Source organism: Arthrobacter sp. MYb224 (assembly GCF_002975455.1).
Classification (GTDB): domain Bacteria; phylum Actinomycetota; class Actinomycetes; order Actinomycetales; family Micrococcaceae; genus Glutamicibacter.
The window spans coordinates 272,272-289,007 of record NZ_PCPU01000003.1 but is presented as its reverse complement, the minus strand read 5'-3'; the positions used below and the strand labels follow the sequence as shown (position 1 = coordinate 289,007).

Here is a 16,736-nt window from a genome sequence, read left to right as displayed (position 1 = left end):
TAGAAGCAGCGCACACAAAAACGTGTGCGCTGTTTCCATTTAACCGGGCAACTTAGGAGCAGCTAGTCTATGGCTTTTGACATTCCCACGGACCTCATGCCGGAACTCGTGCCCTTCTCGTGGCTCATCGGCAGCTGGGAAGGAAGCGGGCGCCTCGGCGACGGGGAGGATGCGGACCCGCACTTTTGGCAGCAGGTCACCTTCCGCGAGGTCGGCGCCCCGTATCTGGAATACCGCAGCGAAGCGTGGCTCACCGAAGCCGACGGCACCAAGCTGCGGATCCTGGCCGTTGAAAACGGCTTCTGGTCGCTGGACCGTGAGCAGCAGGATGCAGACGCGGGCCCAGGAATGACCCCGGGAGAGATCTTCCCGGCCTTGCGCTCGGCCGACGACGTGCAGCAGCTGCACACCGCAGAGGGCTTCAAAATTCAGGCGCAGATCCTGCAGCCTGGCGGGATCAGCGAACTTTACTACGGGCTGATCGACGGTCCGCGGGTGCATCTGGCCACCGAAGCGTTGTTGCGCAGCAAGAACGCGAAGCAGTACGCCTCCTCGACCCGGATGTACGGGCTTGTCGGCGGAGATCTATTTTGGCGTTGGGATGTGTCCTTGGGCAATCAAGATCTCAAGGCTCATGCCTCAGCCGCGCTGAAACGTGTTACTACAGAGGCGATGGATTCCTGACATGAGCGAAAATCAATATCGTTCGGTGCTGCTGGATCGTGCGGCAGCAATCGAGGCATCCGGGGCAGATGCCGGCGTGGCAGCGCATTATGGCGCGCCCACCCGCGAGGCCCGCAAGCTATTCCAAGGCCAGGCGATTGCCGACCTGAGCCACCTTGACGTGCTGGAACTGCGTGGCGAGGACCGGCAGAGCTGGTTGAACACGCTCAGCAGCCAGTCGCTCACCGGGCTGAAGCCGGGGGCCTCCAGCCAGGCGCTGCTGCTTTCGGTTCAGGGGCGTATCGAGCACGAGATGAAGGTGCTCATCGACACCGATCGGGTGCTGCTGATCGTCGAGCAGGGCCGCGCCGAGCCGCTGCAGAAATTCCTCGAATCGATGCGGTTCATGCTGCGGGTGGAACTGGCAAACCTTTCGAGCACCCATGGCGTGCTCGGCGCGGTGCGCGAGATTCCCAGCTGCAACGAGCTGGTGTGGCGCAATCCGTGGCCGCAGGTCAGCGCCGGGGGATGGGCCTATTCACGCGAGGACCACCCGGGTCTGGAACGACCGTGGTTCTTGCATGTTGTTGAACTTGAGCGCTTGGAAGAAGCCGTCGGCGAGGAAGAGCTTGCCGGGAGCATGGCGGTCGAGTCCCTGCGCATCGCCGCCTGGGAGCCGCGCTTCGGTTTCGAGAATGATGACAAGACCATCCCGCATGAACTGGATTGGCTGCGCACCGCGGTGCACATGGACAAGGGCTGCTACAAGGGGCAGGAAACCGTTGCCCGCGTGCACAACATCGGCCACCCGCCGCGTCGCCTGGTGTTCCTCGACCTCGACGGGTCGATGCACACCTTGCCGGCCGCCGGTTCGGAGATCAAGCTCGGTGAGCGCACCGTCGGCAAGCTGACCTCGGCCTCCCTGCACTATGAAGCCGGACCGATCGCGCTGGGCGTGATCAAACGCAATGTGGACCCCGAAGCGGTGCTGAGCGTCGTGGACGGCGAGAGTGTCTACCCGGCCGCGCAAGAGGTCATCGTGGCCACGGACGCCGGACAGACCGCGGGCCGGTTCACCGGTTTCCTGCGGACCCCGCCCCCGGCCTGAGCAGCTTAACGCAATAGCGGTCCGGCACCTCCCGCGGGAGGTGCCGGACCGCTGTTGCTTTGCCGGTGCGGAATTTAGCCGAAGAGGATCCGGGCCTCGTTGTAGCGGTCCATCGGAACCCGCTTGAGGTTGTTCAGCGCCGCGCGCAGCGGGACGCGGTTGACCTTGGTGCCGTGGATCGCGACCATGGTGCCCCAGGCCGAATCGGCGACCGAATTCACCGCGGCCATGCCAAGCCGCGTGGCCAGCACGCGGTCGAACGCGGTGGGCACGCCGCCGCGCTGGATATGGCCCAGCACGGTGGCGCGGGTTTCGAGGCCGGTTTGCTCCTCGATCAGCGGGGCGAGCATTTCGCTGATTCCACCGAGCCGCGCCCGGCCGAAGGTATCCACCCCACGCACCGAGAACGCCTCGTCCAGGCCCTCGGGGACGAACCCCTCGGAGACCACGACCAATGGTGCACGGCCACGCTCGTGGGCTTCGCGCACCCACTGGTAGATCTCTTCCATGGTGGTGGAAACCTCGGGGATGAGGATCGCATGGGCGCCGGAGGCCATGCCGGCGTGCATGGCGATCCAGCCGACGTGCCGGCCCATGACCTCGGCGATCATGCAGCGATGGTGCGAGTCCCCGGTAGTGCGCAGCCGGTCGATGGCCTCCACGGCGATCTGGTTTGCGGTGTCGAAACCGAAGGTGTAGTCGGTGGCGTCCAGGTCGTTGTCGATGGTCTTCGGGACGCCAACCACCGGCAGCCCGGCCTCGCACAGGCGCTGCGCGCCGGCGAGGGTCCCCTCGCCGCCGATCGCGATCAAGGCGTCGACATTGTTCTTCTCCAGCGTGGCGGCGATATGCTCGGCTCCGCCATTTTCTCCCTCGAACGCGTTGGTGCGCGAGGTGCCTAGAATGGTTCCGCCCTGTTTGGCGATACCGCGGACGGCGGTCCGGGGAAGCTCGAAGAAGTCGCCTTCCTTGACTCCCTTCCAGCCGTCGCGGAAGCCAACAAATTCGTAGTCATAGCTTTTGATGCCATTGAGCACCGCACCGCGGATCACCGCGTTCAATCCCGGGCAGTCGCCTCCCGAAGTCATGATTCCAATGCGCATTTACCCTCACTTAGTAAGTAGGGAAGACTTCGGATACACGACGGGTTCCTTGCTGAATGCTGCTGCGGAGCGGGCCGGGTATCCGAGGAAAACCCTTCGGACTTCATTCGATTCCGCGCACCATTGAGCATCGAGTTCTCTAAGATTCTACGTGGTTAAAACCACAAGAGCGAGTTGTTTGCCACCTGAGGTAGCGAACAACCCGCTCTGTTTCGGAGATACTCCGGGGGATTAGAACTTGCGCAGCAGTTTCTGCAGCACGATGCTGTCATCCTGGGCCGGAATCAGCAGCCAGGCCACGATGTACGCGCCGATGCCGATGACCGGCAGGAGGAAGGAGAGCAGCAGCCCGATGCGGACCAAGGTGACATCCCAGCCGAACTTATCCGCGATGCCGCCGGCGATCCCGGCAACCATGCGCGAGGGGCCGCGGCGCAGCGGGATCGAACGGATCTGGTTGAAGAAGGTATCCATGAGTGCTCCTAAAAAAGGTGGGTGCTAGTCGTTGTGGGAAGGTAGTTCGGTGTTCTTGCCGCTGGCCTTGCGTGCCGAGGAGATGCCCGCGAAGATCATCCCCACCCCGGCCAGGGCAACCAGCGCGATGAAGAACAACGGGGTGTCGAAGTGCCAGCTGAATAGGGTTCGGCTGAGCGTCGCAAGCGCGACCACGACGAGGATCAGGCCAAACACCAAGGTGCCGGCAGGAAATTTTGCTTCGGTTTGCTGATCAGAATTCATGCTGTCCGCTCCTTAGAACGTTGGGTTGGAGGCGCCGGTTCCATCGCTTGAGTACTCGGGATCGTATCCAGAGAATACGCCATTGATCACGACCGTGAGCGTGGGGGCATCTGCGGCGAAGCCGCCCGCCGGCTGCGAATTGTTTTCGTTGAGCGAGGAGAGGAACAGCCCGTCGGCCTGGATCTGCACCGGAATGTTCGTGGGCAGTTCGAGATCCACCTTGGAGAAGACCGAGGAGACCTCCACCGTCGTCGGCTCGGTGATCGTGGACAGGTGGCGCAGGTCCACCGTCGACTTGCTGAACACCGAGCTGTACTGGTTCGAATCCGTGGCCACGCCGACCGTTTCGCCCTGCATGCCGCGGAAATCGTTGCCACCGAAGATCACCGTGAGTACCAGCAATGGAATGGCCAGCCCGAGCAGCCCGCCGCTGGTGCGGTGCGCGAGGGAGACGAAGACCAGCGCCAAGCCGACCACGAACAAGCCGATGGCAAATGCCGTGCCCCACCCGTTGCCCGGCAGCGCGATCGCCCCGAGGTAATCCGCGGCGAGCACCAACGCCACCGTCAGGATGGTGACGCCGACGATGATGGTGGCAACCCAGCCGGGAACCGGGGGAGCATTGCGCAGCTTTTTATTCGCCTTGGCGAAATGTGGATCCAGCTGCGGCCCGTGGTCCTGCGGGATATGGCCGAAGCCGCGAGGTTCGGGGTCCATGGAGTCCTCCTCGGAGTCTGCGTTGCTCTTGTCGGTGTGCGGGTGCGTGGTTTCTGGATTGCGCAGCGGCTTCGTAGCCGGTGGGAACTGTTCGGGATAAACGGGTGCCTGCGTGCTGAAGGACTGGGCACGCTGCGCGCGCCAAGGCTTTTCAACGACGGAGCCGGGTGCCGGGTCGCTGGGCTTCGGCGTGCGGCGGGGTTTGGAGGTGCCGGCAAACTTGGTGTCGCGTCGGCTGAAGATCACGAAGAGGATTCCGGCGATCACCAGCAGCGGCCACAGAATCGGGGCCACGGTGCTGAGCAGCCAGGGGGCGAGGAAGAAGCCGATGAGCAAAAATACCAGGGCTCCGGTGAGCGCGCTGGTCCAGTCCTTGCCGTGCACCGCCCGCTCCAAGGGGATCGTGCCCTTGGGGCCGGGCAAGAGCCCCCAAGCCAGCCCGTAAACCAGGAAGCCGGTTCCGCCGAGCAAACTCAACGCGACGAATACCCCGCGCACCAGCACGACATCGATGTTGAATCGCTGTGCGATGCCCGCCGCAACGCCGCCCAGCCACTGGGAATCTTGCCGTTCGATGCCAATTTTGCGTAATTGGTCGAAAACGTTGCTGCGCGGAGAGTTCTCGTTGTCCATGCTTAAATCTTCTCCCGGGGGCGGGCTTAGCGCTATGAGGGGCTACCCTGATTCTTCCCTAGGGGCCGCCCTGACTTCCGGCAGCGACCCGGTTTTCTGCCCGGGAACGTGCTTGACTTGTCAGTATGGAACGAACCGAGCAGCGAAATCAGATCGTACGCAGTGAATCCCGGCTGATCGCCGGGGTGTGCGGCGGCCTCGCTGTGCACCTTGGCATACCGGTGAACTACCTGCGTATCGGGTTCTTGGGGCTTACCGCCCTGGGCGGGGCCGGCGTATTGCTCTACGCCTGGCTGTGGGTGTTCACTCCCAGCGCCGAAGAATCCAAGGCCGGAGCGCTGCGCTCCCGGGGTACGGGGCCGCGCACGCTCGCGGAGGAAATGGGCCGCGTACAGCAGGGCATATTTTCCCCGCGCGAGATGAGCGAGAAGCTTTCCTCCTGGCGTGAAACCCTCATCGGCGCGGCCTTGCTGCTGGTGGCGCTGCTGGCGCTGGGGCAGTGGCTCGGGCTGAATATTCGCTGGGATCTGATTTGGCCCAGCTTGGGCATCATCGCCGGCGTGCTGCTCGCCTGGCTGCAGGTCGATGGGCAGCACCTCGACGGTGACCGCAAGGCCAAGGCGCTCGTCTTCGGGCGGTTGATTCTGGGCCTGCTGCTCGCGATCGGCGGGCTGCTGGCGATTCTCAGCGGGAGCGTGAGCACCTCCGATCTGCTCGGCGGGATGTGGGCGGCGCTGGCGATTATCACCGGTGCGGTGGTGGTGCTGCTGCCCTGGGGCGCCAGGTTGTGGCGCGACTATCTTTCGGAGAGAAGCAATCGGCAGGCCGCGGCGCAGCGCGCGGACTTTGCCGCGCATCTGCACGACTCGGTGCTGCAGACGCTGGCCGTGATCCAAAAACGCAGCGATGACCCGGCCGCGGTGCGAACCCTGGCGCGCGTGCAGGAACGCGAGCTGCGCGCTTGGCTCTATGAGACCGAAGAGCTCGACGAGAAAGACGTGGTCGTGGAAATCCAGGCCGAGGCCGACAACGTCGAGAAATTGCTGCTGCGCGATGTCGATGTGATTACCGTCGGCAATGCCAGGGGCTTCGACGGACAGCAGGCGCTCGTGGCGGCGAGCCGGGAAGCGATGATGAATGCCGCAAAACATGCCGAGGGGACGATCTCGGTGTATGTCGAATGCAGCGAGCAGCTGATCGAGGTGTTCATCAGGGATCGCGGAAAGGGCTTCGACGTAGGCGGGATCGACAAGGACCGCTATGGGGTGCGCGAATCGATTATCGGGCGGATGCAGCGGGCCGGCGGGCAGGCTTCTATTCGCAGCGGCGAGACGGGCACCGAAGTAGAGTTGAAAATGCCAAGGAACAGCAGTCAGGAAGATACAGAATCATGAGTAGCGAACAGCAGAACTTCACTGTGGTGTTGGTAGACGACCATGGAATCTTCCGCTCCGGGCTCCGCGCGGATCTCGGTGAGGACCTGCGCATTGTCGGTGAGGCGGGGTCCGTTGAACAGGCTATCGAAGTCATCGAAAGCCAGCGGCCGGACGTGGTCCTGCTCGACGTGCATCTGCCCGGCGGCCGCGGCGGCGGGGGCGCCGAGGTCTTGCGCGGTTGCGCGCACCTGTTGGGTTCCACCAAGTTCCTGGCGCTGAGCGTTTCGGATTCGGCGCAGGACGTGGTCACGGTGATTCGGGCCGGGGCCCGGGGCTACGTGACCAAGAGCATTTCCGGAACCGAAATCTCGGACGCGGTGCGCCGGGTGGCCGGGGGAGATGCGGTGTTCTCGCCACGGCTGGCGGGCTTTGTGCTTGACGCATTCGGCGGTGCAAAAGTGGCCGAAGCGACCGGCATCGACGAGGAATTGGATCTGCTTTCGGACCGGGAACTGCAGGTGATGCGCCTGATCGCCCGCGGCTACAGCTACAAGGAGGTGGCCAAGGAGCTGTTCATCTCGGTGAAAACCGTGGAATCGCATGTCTCGAACGTGCTGCGCAAATTGCAGCTCTCGAATCGCCATGAACTCACGCGCTGGGCGGTGGATCGGAAGATCCTCTAGGCGTCAACGAGTGCGGGCCCGATCCGGTGGATCGGGCCCGCACTGTTCGGATGCCGCTTTACTCGGCTTCGCCCAGCAACCGGGCCATCCGGGAGACGCCTTCGGCCAGGTCTGCATCGCCTAGCGCATAGGACATGCGGATATAGCCCGAGGGCCCAAAGGCTTCGCCCGGTACGACCGCGACTTCCGCCTGCTCCAGGATGAACGCGGCCAGCTCGGCGCTGGTGTGGTTCACCACGCCGCGGATCTTCTTGCCCAGCAGCCCGCGTACGTCCGAGTAGGCGTAGAAGGCGCCCTCAGGCATCGGGCAGTGCAATCCGTCGATGGCGTTCAAGCCCTCGACGATGGCCAGCCGGCGGCGGTTGAAGGCGACCTTCATCTCCTCGACGGCATCCAGTGGGCCGGCCACGGCGGCCAAGGCGGCACGCTGGGACACATTGGCAACATTCGAGGTCGCATGGGACTGCAGGTTGGTGGCCGCCTTGATGACGTCCAGTGGGCCGGCCATCCAGCCCACACGCCAACCGGTCATGGCGTAGGTCTTGGCCACGCCGTTGAGGATGACCACCCGGTCTTCGAGCTCCGGAACCAGCGTCGCAATGGAGCTGAACGACGCGTCCCCGTAGGTCAGGTGCTCGTAGATCTCATCGGTGACAACCCACAAGCCCTTTTCGGCCGCCCAGCGGCCGATTTCCTTGATCTGCTCTGCCGTGTAGACCGCGCCGGTAGGGTTCGAGGGGGAAACGAAGAGCAAGACCTTGGTGCGCTCGGTCAGCACGGACTCGAGCTGCTCGACGGTGACCTTGTAGCCCTGCTCGGGGCCGGCGAAGACGGATACGGGCACCCCGCCCGCCAGCTGCACCGACTCCGGGTAGGTGGTCCAGTAAGGAGCCGGAATGATGACTTCGTCTCCCGGGTCGAGCAATGCGGCAAAGGTGTTGTAGACCGCCTGCTTGCCGCCGTTGGTCACCAGCACCTGCGCGCCAGCCAGCTCGTATCCGGAGTGGCGCAGAGTCTTTTCGGCAATCGCTTCGCGCAGTTCAGGCAGGCCCGCCGCGGGGGAGTACCGGTGGTTCTTCGGATCCTGGGCGGCCTTGACCGCCGCCTCGACGATGTAATCCGGAGTTGCGAAGTCCGGCTCGCCGGCGCCGAAGCCGATGACCGGACGACCGGCTGCCTTGAGCGCTTTCGCCTTGGCATCGACCGCTAGCGTTGCGGACTCGGAAATGGCGCCGATGCGGCGTGAAATTCTAGACATAGAAAATGCATCCTGACGGTTACGTAAGCTGCTGTTAGTTCCAATCCTAGTTCCCAGTATTTGCCGATGCTCAGTGAAATCGAAAAATGACACCAACTGATCACTAACTAGTGGTCAGAATGCGGTGTGCGACACACAGGGTGCAGTCAGTTCGACATTTGCTGGTTCGTTGCGTAAAGTTATTTCTCGTTGCTGAGACATCGCAACCGACATGGAAAAGTCCTGATCGGCTAAGATGTTCTCAGTAAGAGCGGTAGCTCAAAGGGTAGTGGCGCAATTGGTAGCGCAGCGGTCTCCAAAACCGCAGGTTGCAGGTTCGAGTCCTGTCTGCCCTGCGCAGTAGCGATGGTAATAATCGCACAGCGAATCTCAAATCACGGTGTGTTGTGGTCGGTCAGGCTGCGGCGCACCGTGATTGTTTCAACTGGCCAAAAAAATTGAAACGAGGATCAGGTTGAGCGAATCAGCTGCCGTAAACCCCGGAAATGGTGAGAAGGCAAAGAAGGGCTTCTTCGGACGCATCTTCCTATTCCTGCGCCAGGTAATTTCAGAACTGAAGAAGGTCGTTACCCCAACGCGTAGCGAGCTCGTCAATTACACGCTGGTTGTAATCGGTTTTGTTTGCGTCGTTATGTTGATCGTCACGATCCTTGACTTCGTACTGGGCCAAGGTTCGATCCTCCTGTTCACCAATCAGCCAGAACAGTAATTTATTTGCCGCGGCGGTATAATCGCCCGCAGGTAGTAGATGTCATTCAGTCAAAGAAAGCAGGAGCTGCAGTGTCCGACAAGGAACTCGAACCGCAGATTAATGACGAGGTCGAAAACGAGTTCGTTGAAGCTGACGGCGCGCAGGTAGAAACCGCCGCCGAGGTTGCAACCGACGAGACCGAAGCTCCAGCCGTTGTTGCTGAAGAAGCCGTTCAGGGCGAAGCCGACGAAGACGAAGCTGCTGAAGCAGACGTTCAGGATGAAGCCGACGAGGACGAAGCTGCTGAAGCAGACGTTCAGGGCGAAGCCGAAGAAGACGAAGCCGCTGAAGCAGACGACGTCGACGTAGTCGCCGCGCTCAAGGAAGAATTCCGCTCGAAGCTGCGTCGCCAGCCGGGTGACTGGTTCGTCATTCACACCTACGCAGGTTACGAAAACCGCGTGAAGCTGAACCTAGAGACTCGTATCCAGACTCAGGACATGGACGATTTCATCTATGAAATCCAGGTTCCGATGGAAGAGGTCGTTGAGGTTAAGAACACTCAGCGCAAGATCGTTCGCCGCGTGCGCATCCCGGGCTACGTCCTGGTTCGCATGGAGCTGACCGACGCTTCTTGGGGTGTCGTTCGACACACGCCAGGTGTTACCGGATTCGTAGGAAACGCCCATGATCCTAACCCGCTGAACCTCGACGAAGTGTTCTCCATGCTGGAGCACACGGTGGTCGATCCGGTTGAGCAGCCATCGGCTTCCAAGCCGGGACGTTCACCAATCACCGAAGTCACCGTCGATTTCGAGGTTGGCGAATCGGTTACCGTCAACGATGGTCCGTTCGAGACCATGCCGGCGACGATCTCGGAAATCAAGCTGGAATCGGCGCAGCTGGTTGTCCTCGTTTCGATCTTCGAGCGCGAGACCCCAGTGACCTTGAACTTCAACCAGGTCACCAAGATCCAGTAGTATTAAGTCTTCGTGCCCCATTCCGTTTGCTTTACGGGGTGAGGGCACGTCCGGCTGTCGCGCCACGACGGCCACAACCCGCAGCACGCTCCTGTGTTGTGGGAACTGCAAGAGTATAAGGACCCGACATGGCCCCAAAGAAAAAGGTCACCGGACTCATCAAGCTGCAGATCCAGGCAGGCGCCGCTAACCCGGCTCCGCCAATTGGTCCTGCACTTGGCCAGCACGGCGTCAACATCATGGAATTCTGCAAGGCTTACAACGCAGCGACCGAGTCGCAGCGCGGTAACGTTGTACCAGTTGAAATCACCGTGTATGAAGACCGTTCATTCACCTTCATCACCAAGACCCCTCCAGCAGCAGAGCTGATCAAGAAGGCTGCTGGCGTTGCCAAGGGTTCGGCTACCCCGCACACCGTCAAGGTTGCCAAGCTGTCCCAGGCTCAGGTTGAAGAAATCGCCACCACCAAGATGGCTGACCTCAACGCCAACGACTTGGCTGCCGCCTCGTTGATCATCGCCGGTACCGCCCGTTCCATGGGCATCACCGTCGAAGGCTAATTTTTAGCTTTTCGTAGTTCACTTCGGTGACTGCAACAAAGAATTTAATCTAAGGCGAGCAGGGAACACCCTGTCCGCCCGTGGCAGGACCGGGCGCGGTCCATATGACCACGACTGCATAAGGAGATAACGCAGATGGCAAAGCGCAGCAAAGCATACGTAGCCGCCGCGGCCAAGATCGTGGCTGACAAGTTCTACGATCCAACCGAGGCAATTGTCCTGGCTAAGGAAATCGCAGGCGAAAAGACTAACTCCACCGTTGAGGTAGCTTTCCGTTTGAGCGTTGACCCACGCAAGGCTGACCAGATGGTTCGCGGTACCGTGAACCTTCCACACGGCACCGGTAAGACCGCCCGCGTGGTTGTCTTCGCCAATGGCGACAAGGCCGAAGCTGCAATCGCAGCCGGCGCCGACTTTGTTGGCTCGGACGACCTGATCGAAAAGATCCAGGGCGGCTGGACCGACTTCGACTCGGCCGTGGCAACCCCAGACCTCATGGGTAAGGTTGGCCGCTTGGGTAAGATCTTGGGTCCTCGTAACCTGATGCCAAACCCTAAGACCGGCACCGTGACCATGGATGTCGCCAAGGCTGTTAATGACATCAAGGGTGGCAAGATCGACTTCCGCGTCGACAAGCACGCCAACCTTCACTTCATCATCGGCAAGGCTTCGTTCGAAGCCAAGCAGCTGACCGAGAACTACGCAGCAGCTCTGGAAGAAGTACTTCGCTTGAAGCCTTCCTCCTCGAAGGGTCGCTACATCTCGAAGGCAACCGTTTCGACCACCTTCGGTCCAGGCATCCCTGTTGATTCGAACGTAACTCGCATCGAGGCCTAAAGCCCAACGAGCGCTAAAACCGCGGGACTGACCAGAGAGATCTGGTCCGTCCCGCGGTTTTTGTTTTCGCTCTCCATGGTTTCCTAGACAGGCTAACAAGTCGCCTGAAGGCCTAGTCAAAAGCTTGTTCAACGTCCGCGCTTGGCGAATTGCAAAGGTGGAGGCAGTCACGGAAACCGCTCACTATTTGTTCTGCTGTTTCGCAGCTAGACTGCCAGGGAAACCCGAGCTGACTAGATGGTATTCATCTGGTGATAGCTATTGGGTGCCAAATATGTGAATTACCTGTACTGTCGCCGTTATCTGCCTGTGATCTGTTCCGTAGTCGCAATGAGTAGTGATAAGCTTAAATGACCGACTTGATCGGCGGTTTCTACATGGGCCCCCCAAGACCATGTAGAAGCCGGATACGGAAGTTTCCCCAAAACTTTCGTGTCGACAAGTAGCCTGTTGTCAGCGTCCCCCAAGTGCTGACCTCAGGCCTTGTCATTTTAACGGCCATTGAGTGATTCGAATCATGCCCGCCTTGGCGCCATTGGATTTGGAAGTTGCTGCCTTGGCCGTTTAGACTAGATGTACCGAAGACCGTCGGCCGAGTGCATGCTTGCATAAACTCCTAAGAGCTCGAAAGAGCGGCCAACGCAGGTTTCATAGATTTGTTTTGACTTGAATTAGTTGAAATGCCCTGTGCTCCTGCGCGGGGCCTTTTTTATGGGCTCCGCCGGTTATGAAACGGTACCGAACAAATCCCCGGAAGGAGTGTTATGGCAACGCCTACCAAGACTGTAGCGATTGAAGAAATCACTGCAGACTTCAAGGAATCAACTGCGGCTGTCTTGACTGAATACCGTGGGCTTACCGTTGCACAGCTCAAGGAACTTCGCCGCTCACTTGGTCAGGAGACCAAGTACGCAGTTGTGAAGAACACCTTGACCGCTATCGCAGCGAAGGAAGTTGGCATCGATGCATTCGATGGTCAGCTTTCCGGTCCGACTGCAATCGCCTTCATTAAGGGTGACGCAGTTGCTGCCGCAAAGAGCCTCACGGAATTTGCCAAGGCTAACGAGAAGCTTGTCGTCAAGTCCGGCTTCTTCGAGGGCAAGGCCCTTGATAAGGCTGGCATCGCTGCTTTGGCAGCTTTGGAATCCCGCGAAACTCAGCTCACTCGCGTTGCTGCAGTACTGCAGGCTCCGGCCGCCGCAGCTGTACGCGTGGTGGACGCTTTGCGTCTGAAGCTAGAAGAGGACGGCGGCGCTGCTGCCGAGGAAGCTCCGGCAGAAGCCTAAGCTTTCGCGACTCTCTCGCATCGTAAACCCAATTCATAGGCCCCAGGGCCAAAATCGAAAGGACGCCGACCATGGCGAAGCTCAGCACTGAAGAGCTGCTTTCAGCATTCAAGGAAATGACCATCATCGAGCTCTCCGAGTTCGTGAAGGAATTCGAGGAGACCTTCGAGGTTTCCGCAGCTGCTGTTGCAGTTGCAGGCCCAGCAGCCGGTGGCGAAGCCGCAGCTGAAGAGCAGACCGAATTCGACGTTATCCTCGAGTCGGCTGGCGACAAGAAGATCGCAGTCATCAAGGAAGTTCGTGCATTGACTTCCCTCGGCCTGAAGGAAGCCAAGGAGCTCGTTGACGCTGCTCCAAAGGCTGTTCTTGAAGGTGCCGCAAAGGACGCTGCTGAGAAGGCAAAGGAAGCTCTCGAAGCTGCCGGCGCAACCGTCTCGGTTAAGTAGTAAGTTCAGCGGTCACTCGCAACTTATTACCAAAGGGTTCATGGACTTCGTGTCCATGGGCCCTTTGGTCGTTAACGTGAAAAAATCTCGTATCACAACTTTATAAGTTTATAACGTTTCTATTAACAGGGTTTATTCAAGTTCATTGTTTACAGTGAATAGGTGTCGAAAACCGAAACGCAAGAATCCAAGAAGACGGGTGCACGGCTAGGCTTACTAGACGCGCTGCGCATTAGCGCTGCCTTGATCGTTGTGCTCTACCACTACACAACCTGGGGGCATAGCCACTGGGGTGTCAAAGCGCCAGAAGCTTGGCCTGTCTTATCAGAGTTCACTCGGTATGGCTCGATCGGCGTACAGCTTTTCTTCCTGATCTCCGGATTCGTGATCCTGATGTCTGTCCAGGGGAAAAACATCATCCACTTCATCGGATCGAGACTTGGCCGGCTATATCCGGCCTATTGGTTGGCCGTCATTGCGGCGGCGATTCTGACCTTCAAAATCTGGCCGGCTGAGAAGGACGGACGAAGCAGCGGGGATATCGTTCCAAACCTCACTATGGTCCAGCAGGGGATGGGCGTTCGGGATCTGGACGGCGTCTACTGGACGCTGTGGGTAGAATTCCGTTTCTACGTCCTGCTCGGATTGCTCCTGGTATTCGGACTGGTGAAGACCAAAAACATCATGTGGCTGGCGTTCATCTGGCCGGCTCTGGGAATCCTTTTGCATGTGGCCGAGATGCCCAAGCTGCAAGAGTGGTTTGCCGGTCAGTACGCGGCACAGTTTGCCGCGGGCATGGTCTTGTTCCTGATCTATCAGAACGGGCATACCCTCGGACGCTGGGCCTTAGTAGCATTCAACGCGGTAGTGTCCGCCTACTTCACTGGCCTCAAGGGAAGCTTTGACAGCGACTATCTTTCCGGCCTGACCGTGCCTGCATGGCATTTCTCGGTATTGGCAGTGCTGTGTATCGCGTTGCTGGCGCTCTGCGTGCTCACACCATTGAGGTCTGTCCAGGCTCGTTGGCTAGTCGTGGCAGGCTCACTGACCTACCCGCTGTACCTGTTCCACCAGCTCTGGGGCTGGTGGATCATTCACTCGCTGAGCGCCAGCTTGAACAAATATGTGCTCCTGGCGTTGACCATAAGCATCATGCTGATCGTGGCCTACCTCGTGGCTCGCTTCGTGGAGAAGCCAGTCGGGCTTTGGCTGCGAAACGAATCAATTAAGTCGCTCACCGCGCTCAATGGGTGGGCCAAGAAGCTTCCGAAACCAGCGGCAATATCTCCTACTCGGGAACGGAAATATCAGCAATCGTGGCATCAAATCCGGTAACCAAATCGCGCGGATGTACCAGCAAGCCGTGCTCCGGTTCGCCGCAGCCCAGGGCGATGACTTCCGGGACAGGTTCTTGGAAGACACTGGAATCAATGTAGAGCGGCAAAACCGTGTGCGAACCAAACGGAGTGATGGTGCCGTGCACATAACGGGTGACGTCATAAGCTATATCCGCCTCTGGCAGGGAAAGCTTGTTGACTCCAACCTCGGCTCGCAGCTTAGGCCAGCTCAATTTGCGACCACCTGGGATCAGCGCAAATAGATACGTGTCGTCGGAACGCTTGATGACTAGCGTTTTGAGCAGATGCGCGGGAATGACGCCCAGCAATTTAGCGGCTTCTTCGAGCGAGGAAGCCGCTTCACGCGGCACTATTTCGATCGAGATATCCCGGCGTGAAGCATCGAGGCTGACACGGGTGAGAGCTTCATTGACTTTTGACTGATGCATGTTCTTCACTCCTGGTTGTTCATTGCTGTTCTCTGGCGGGTTAGAGTTCGAGCCATGGCGTTCAGTGCCAGAATCTGGTCGTGTAACCCAACTGCTTTCTCCTCGAAGAGCTTTAGCCTTTCCCCGAGGCTAACTCATATTCATCACGATTTGGAGACATGGGGCGCATAAACGATCGGTACTAGCCAAAACAGCGAGCGGCGGGTGCCCCGCTGCTCGCTGTTTTGGACTTGTGATTATGTCGATTAGCTATGTACGTCCTGCGTCTCCAATGGATCGCTCTGCTGTTGGTCACCGTCATATTCATCGGTGCCGCCGGCCGGTACGGCTTTGCCTCGCACGAAGAACCAATAGCAAATTGCCAAGAGGGCTATCCAGGCGACGCCTGTGAGCAAGGCGCTGCGAGTCTGCGGAACGATGCCAATCATGATGATCACGAAGACCATGAACGCTACGGCAATGTAGCTTCCCAATGGCCACAGCGGTACCGGGAAAGCCGAGGGTGCAAGATTGTTCTGCATGATCTTGCGCTTCATCGCGATATGCGAAATCAGGATCATTAGCCAAACCACGACCGTCGCAAAGGTTGCTAGGGCTGCAATCAGGAAGAAAATCTGGTCCTTGAACCAAATGTTGAGCAGCACGCCGATCAGCAACGCACCGATCATTGACATCGACGTCACCCAGGGGACCCCGTTGGCGGTGGTCTTGGTAAATACTTGCGGTGCCTGTCCAAGCCGTGCCATCCCGTGGATCATGCGACCGGCGCCGAATATATCTGCGTTAATTGCCGACAAGGCCGCGGTAATCACAATGAAATTCAAAACGTGAGCCGCTGAGGAGAGCCCGATGCTTGAGAAAATCGAGACGAAGGGGCTTTCCTCGCCATTGATCGTGTTCCAAGGTTGGATGCTCATAATGACGCCCAGAGTCAGTATGTAAAACAGCAGAATACGTACGGGCACCGAATTGACCGCCTGCGGGATGACCTTTCGAGGATTCTGCGCTTCTCCGGCGGTAATGCCAATAACCTCGGTGCCACCGAATGCGAACATCACAATGGTGAAGGACATCAGTACGCCCCAGATGCCCTGGGGCATGAATCCGTCGTGTGCGAAGAGATTTGAGATCCCGGCGGCGCCTTCGCTTTGATTGCCAAGACCGAAGAGGATGACCAAGATTCCGCCGGCGATCATCGCGATGATCGCAACCACCTTGATCAGCGAAAACCAGAATTCCAGCTCGCCAAAAACCTTGACCGACAGCAGATTCACCGCTGCAATGAAGAAGACGACTGCGAGGATCCAAATCCAGCGTTCAACGTTGGGGAACCAGAAGCCCATATACACGCCAAAGGCTGTCACATCAGCTAAGGCGACGACGAACATTTCGAAGGTGTAGGTCCAACCGGTGGCGAAGCCGGCAAAACGTCCGACATACGTAGATGCGTAGCTGCCGAAGGACCCCGAGACCGGATTGCGAACCGCCATCTCGCCCAGCGCCCGCATGACCATGAAGACCACGGCGCCACCAACAAGATAAGCGAGCAGTACTGCCGGTCCAGCCATTTGTATGGCGCCTGCCGAGCCGTAAAACAGTCCCGTTCCAATTGCTGATCCTAGGGCAATGAATCGTATATGCCGAGTGCTCAAGCCTCGTTTGAGGCTCTGGGCTGGTTGACTGGTTCTCACTGCTCTCCTTGGAAAACTAGGGGATTCGAGCGGGAGCTGGAATATCGAATTCCTCGGCGTCCCCGTCGAGCTACCTGTCTATGTAATCGTGATCACAGGGTTGGTAGTAGGGACTTTTTAGATCAGCAGTCCGGAATTTCAGACGACACCAGGTTAAGCGTTTGTCGTTGCTGGAAAAGT

General features: G+C 59.1%; 18 protein-coding genes and 1 tRNA gene. 12 read left to right on the top strand and 7 right to left on the bottom strand.

What is annotated here, in order from left to right; genetic code table 11:
* Window positions 1-69: 69 nt before the first annotated feature.
* Both CQ017_RS07350 and CQ017_RS07345 read left to right on the top strand, forming a co-directional pair.
* A complete protein-coding gene (locus CQ017_RS07350; protein WP_105553153.1) occupies window positions 70-684 on the top strand; it encodes an FABP family protein in 615 nt (204 codons plus the stop codon).
* Between the two features lies 1 nt (window position 685).
* A complete protein-coding gene (locus tag CQ017_RS07345) occupies window positions 686-1,771 on the top strand; it encodes a folate-binding protein YgfZ (protein ID WP_181148212.1) in 1,086 nt (361 codons plus the stop codon).
* A 74-nt stretch (window positions 1,772-1,845) separates the two neighbouring features.
* Here the strand turns inward: CQ017_RS07345 and CQ017_RS07340 are convergent, their stop codons facing one another.
* The 4 genes from CQ017_RS07340 to CQ017_RS07325 form a co-directional block, all read right to left on the bottom strand.
* Complete coding sequence (locus tag CQ017_RS07340) at window positions 1,846-2,874, bottom strand: 6-phosphofructokinase (protein WP_105553152.1); 1,029 nt, start codon at window positions 2,872-2,874, stop codon at window positions 1,846-1,848.
* 231 nt (window positions 2,875-3,105) lie between these two features.
* Complete coding sequence (locus CQ017_RS07335) at window positions 3,106-3,348, bottom strand: PspC domain-containing protein (RefSeq protein WP_096283732.1); 243 nt, start codon at window positions 3,346-3,348, stop codon at window positions 3,106-3,108.
* A 24-nt stretch (window positions 3,349-3,372) separates the two neighbouring features.
* Window positions 3,373-3,612, bottom strand: a complete 240-nt coding sequence (locus tag CQ017_RS07330; RefSeq protein WP_105553151.1) for a hypothetical protein — start codon at window positions 3,610-3,612, stop codon at window positions 3,373-3,375.
* A 12-nt stretch (window positions 3,613-3,624) separates the two neighbouring features.
* On the bottom strand, window positions 3,625-4,962 hold the full coding sequence (locus tag CQ017_RS07325) for a PspC domain-containing protein (RefSeq protein WP_105553150.1): 1,338 nt from the start codon (window positions 4,960-4,962) through the stop codon (window positions 3,625-3,627).
* Window positions 4,963-5,087: 125 nt separating this feature from the next.
* Here CQ017_RS07325 and CQ017_RS07320 point away from each other — a divergent pair, with 125 nt between their 5' ends.
* Window positions 5,088-6,356 carry an ATP-binding protein gene (locus CQ017_RS07320; RefSeq protein WP_105553149.1) on the top strand — a complete coding sequence of 423 codons (1,269 nt, stop codon included), beginning with the start codon at window positions 5,088-5,090 and terminating at the stop codon, window positions 6,354-6,356.
* Window positions 6,353-7,021, top strand: coding sequence for a response regulator transcription factor (locus tag CQ017_RS07315; RefSeq protein ID WP_105553148.1), 669 nt, complete (start codon window positions 6,353-6,355; stop codon window positions 7,019-7,021). The genes CQ017_RS07320 and CQ017_RS07315 overlap by 4 nt, the downstream gene beginning before the upstream one ends.
* Before the next feature lie 58 nt (window positions 7,022-7,079).
* On the opposite strand, the gene CQ017_RS07310 is transcribed toward CQ017_RS07315, so the two are convergent.
* A complete protein-coding gene (locus CQ017_RS07310) occupies window positions 7,080-8,279 on the bottom strand; it encodes a pyridoxal phosphate-dependent aminotransferase (RefSeq protein WP_105553147.1) in 1,200 nt (399 codons plus the stop codon).
* A 262-nt stretch (window positions 8,280-8,541) separates the two neighbouring features.
* On the opposite strand from CQ017_RS07310, the gene CQ017_RS07305 reads away from it, so the two are divergent.
* The 8 genes from CQ017_RS07305 to CQ017_RS07270 all read left to right on the top strand — a co-directional run bounded on the left by CQ017_RS07305 (window position 8,542) and on the right by CQ017_RS07270 (window position 14,414).
* Window positions 8,542-8,614, top strand: a tRNA-Trp gene (locus CQ017_RS07305).
* A 119-nt stretch (window positions 8,615-8,733) separates the two neighbouring features.
* A complete protein-coding gene (gene secE / locus CQ017_RS07300; protein ID WP_105553146.1) occupies window positions 8,734-8,988 on the top strand; it encodes a preprotein translocase subunit SecE in 255 nt (84 codons plus the stop codon).
* Window positions 8,989-9,059: 71 nt separating this feature from the next.
* A complete protein-coding gene (gene nusG / locus CQ017_RS07295; protein ID WP_105553145.1) occupies window positions 9,060-9,950 on the top strand; it encodes a transcription termination/antitermination protein NusG in 891 nt (296 codons plus the stop codon).
* Between the two features lie 128 nt (window positions 9,951-10,078).
* The gene (rplK, locus tag CQ017_RS07290) at window positions 10,079-10,510 is read left to right on the top strand and encodes a 50S ribosomal protein L11 (protein WP_096283716.1); all 432 of its coding nucleotides are present in this window, start codon (window positions 10,079-10,081) and stop codon (window positions 10,508-10,510) included.
* A gap of 135 nt (window positions 10,511-10,645) precedes the next feature.
* Entirely contained in the window at window positions 10,646-11,347 is a 702-nt protein-coding gene (rplA, locus tag CQ017_RS07285; RefSeq protein WP_105553144.1) for a 50S ribosomal protein L1, read from the top strand.
* A gap of 764 nt (window positions 11,348-12,111) precedes the next feature.
* Window positions 12,112-12,633: a 50S ribosomal protein L10 gene (rplJ, locus tag CQ017_RS07280; RefSeq protein WP_105553143.1), complete on the top strand. Its 522-nt coding sequence runs from the start codon at window positions 12,112-12,114 to the stop codon at window positions 12,631-12,633.
* 71 nt (window positions 12,634-12,704) lie between these two features.
* Window positions 12,705-13,079, top strand: coding sequence for a 50S ribosomal protein L7/L12 (gene rplL / locus CQ017_RS07275; RefSeq protein ID WP_105553142.1), 375 nt, complete (start codon window positions 12,705-12,707; stop codon window positions 13,077-13,079).
* A gap of 162 nt (window positions 13,080-13,241) precedes the next feature.
* Window positions 13,242-14,414, top strand: coding sequence for an acyltransferase (locus tag CQ017_RS07270; RefSeq protein WP_105553141.1), 1,173 nt, complete (start codon window positions 13,242-13,244; stop codon window positions 14,412-14,414).
* Here CQ017_RS07270 and CQ017_RS07265 read toward each other — a convergent pair.
* Entirely contained in the window at window positions 14,368-14,865 is a 498-nt protein-coding gene (locus CQ017_RS07265; protein ID WP_105553353.1) for an aminoacyl-tRNA deacylase, read from the bottom strand. The genes CQ017_RS07270 and CQ017_RS07265 overlap by 47 nt on opposite strands.
* A 245-nt stretch (window positions 14,866-15,110) precedes the next feature.
* Entirely contained in the window at window positions 15,111-16,556 is a 1,446-nt protein-coding gene (locus CQ017_RS07260) for an amino acid permease (RefSeq protein ID WP_105553140.1), read from the bottom strand.
* Window positions 16,557-16,736 lie beyond the last annotated feature (180 nt).

Bases quoted from the DNA above. Each gene is read 5' to 3' on its own strand.
- rplK (WP_096283716.1), top strand. From the start codon at position 10,079: ATGGCCCCAAAGAAAAAGGTCACCGGACTCATCAAGCTGCAGATCCAG.
- CQ017_RS07330 (WP_105553151.1), bottom strand. From the start codon at position 3,612: ATGAATTCTGATCAGCAAACCGAAGCAAAATTTCCTGCCGGCACCTTG.
- CQ017_RS07340 (WP_105553152.1), bottom strand. From the start codon at position 2,874: ATGCGCATTGGAATCATGACTTCGGGAGGCGACTGCCCGGGATTGAAC.
- CQ017_RS07350 (WP_105553153.1), top strand. From the start codon at position 70: ATGGCTTTTGACATTCCCACGGACCTCATGCCGGAACTCGTGCCCTTC.
- CQ017_RS07320 (WP_105553149.1), top strand. From the start codon at position 5,088: ATGGAACGAACCGAGCAGCGAAATCAGATCGTACGCAGTGAATCCCGG.
- CQ017_RS07335 (WP_096283732.1), bottom strand. From the start codon at position 3,348: ATGGATACCTTCTTCAACCAGATCCGTTCGATCCCGCTGCGCCGCGGC.
- rplJ (WP_105553143.1), top strand. From the start codon at position 12,112: ATGGCAACGCCTACCAAGACTGTAGCGATTGAAGAAATCACTGCAGAC.
- CQ017_RS07345 (WP_181148212.1), top strand. From the start codon at position 686: ATGAGCGAAAATCAATATCGTTCGGTGCTGCTGGATCGTGCGGCAGCA.
- rplA (WP_105553144.1), top strand. From the start codon at position 10,646: ATGGCAAAGCGCAGCAAAGCATACGTAGCCGCCGCGGCCAAGATCGTG.
- CQ017_RS07315 (WP_105553148.1), top strand. From the start codon at position 6,353: ATGAGTAGCGAACAGCAGAACTTCACTGTGGTGTTGGTAGACGACCAT.
- CQ017_RS07325 (WP_105553150.1), bottom strand. From the start codon at position 4,962: ATGGACAACGAGAACTCTCCGCGCAGCAACGTTTTCGACCAATTACGC.
- CQ017_RS07310 (WP_105553147.1), bottom strand. From the start codon at position 8,279: ATGTCTAGAATTTCACGCCGCATCGGCGCCATTTCCGAGTCCGCAACG.
- CQ017_RS07265 (WP_105553353.1), bottom strand. From the start codon at position 14,865: ATGCATCAGTCAAAAGTCAATGAAGCTCTCACCCGTGTCAGCCTCGAT.
- rplL (WP_105553142.1), top strand. From the start codon at position 12,705: ATGGCGAAGCTCAGCACTGAAGAGCTGCTTTCAGCATTCAAGGAAATG.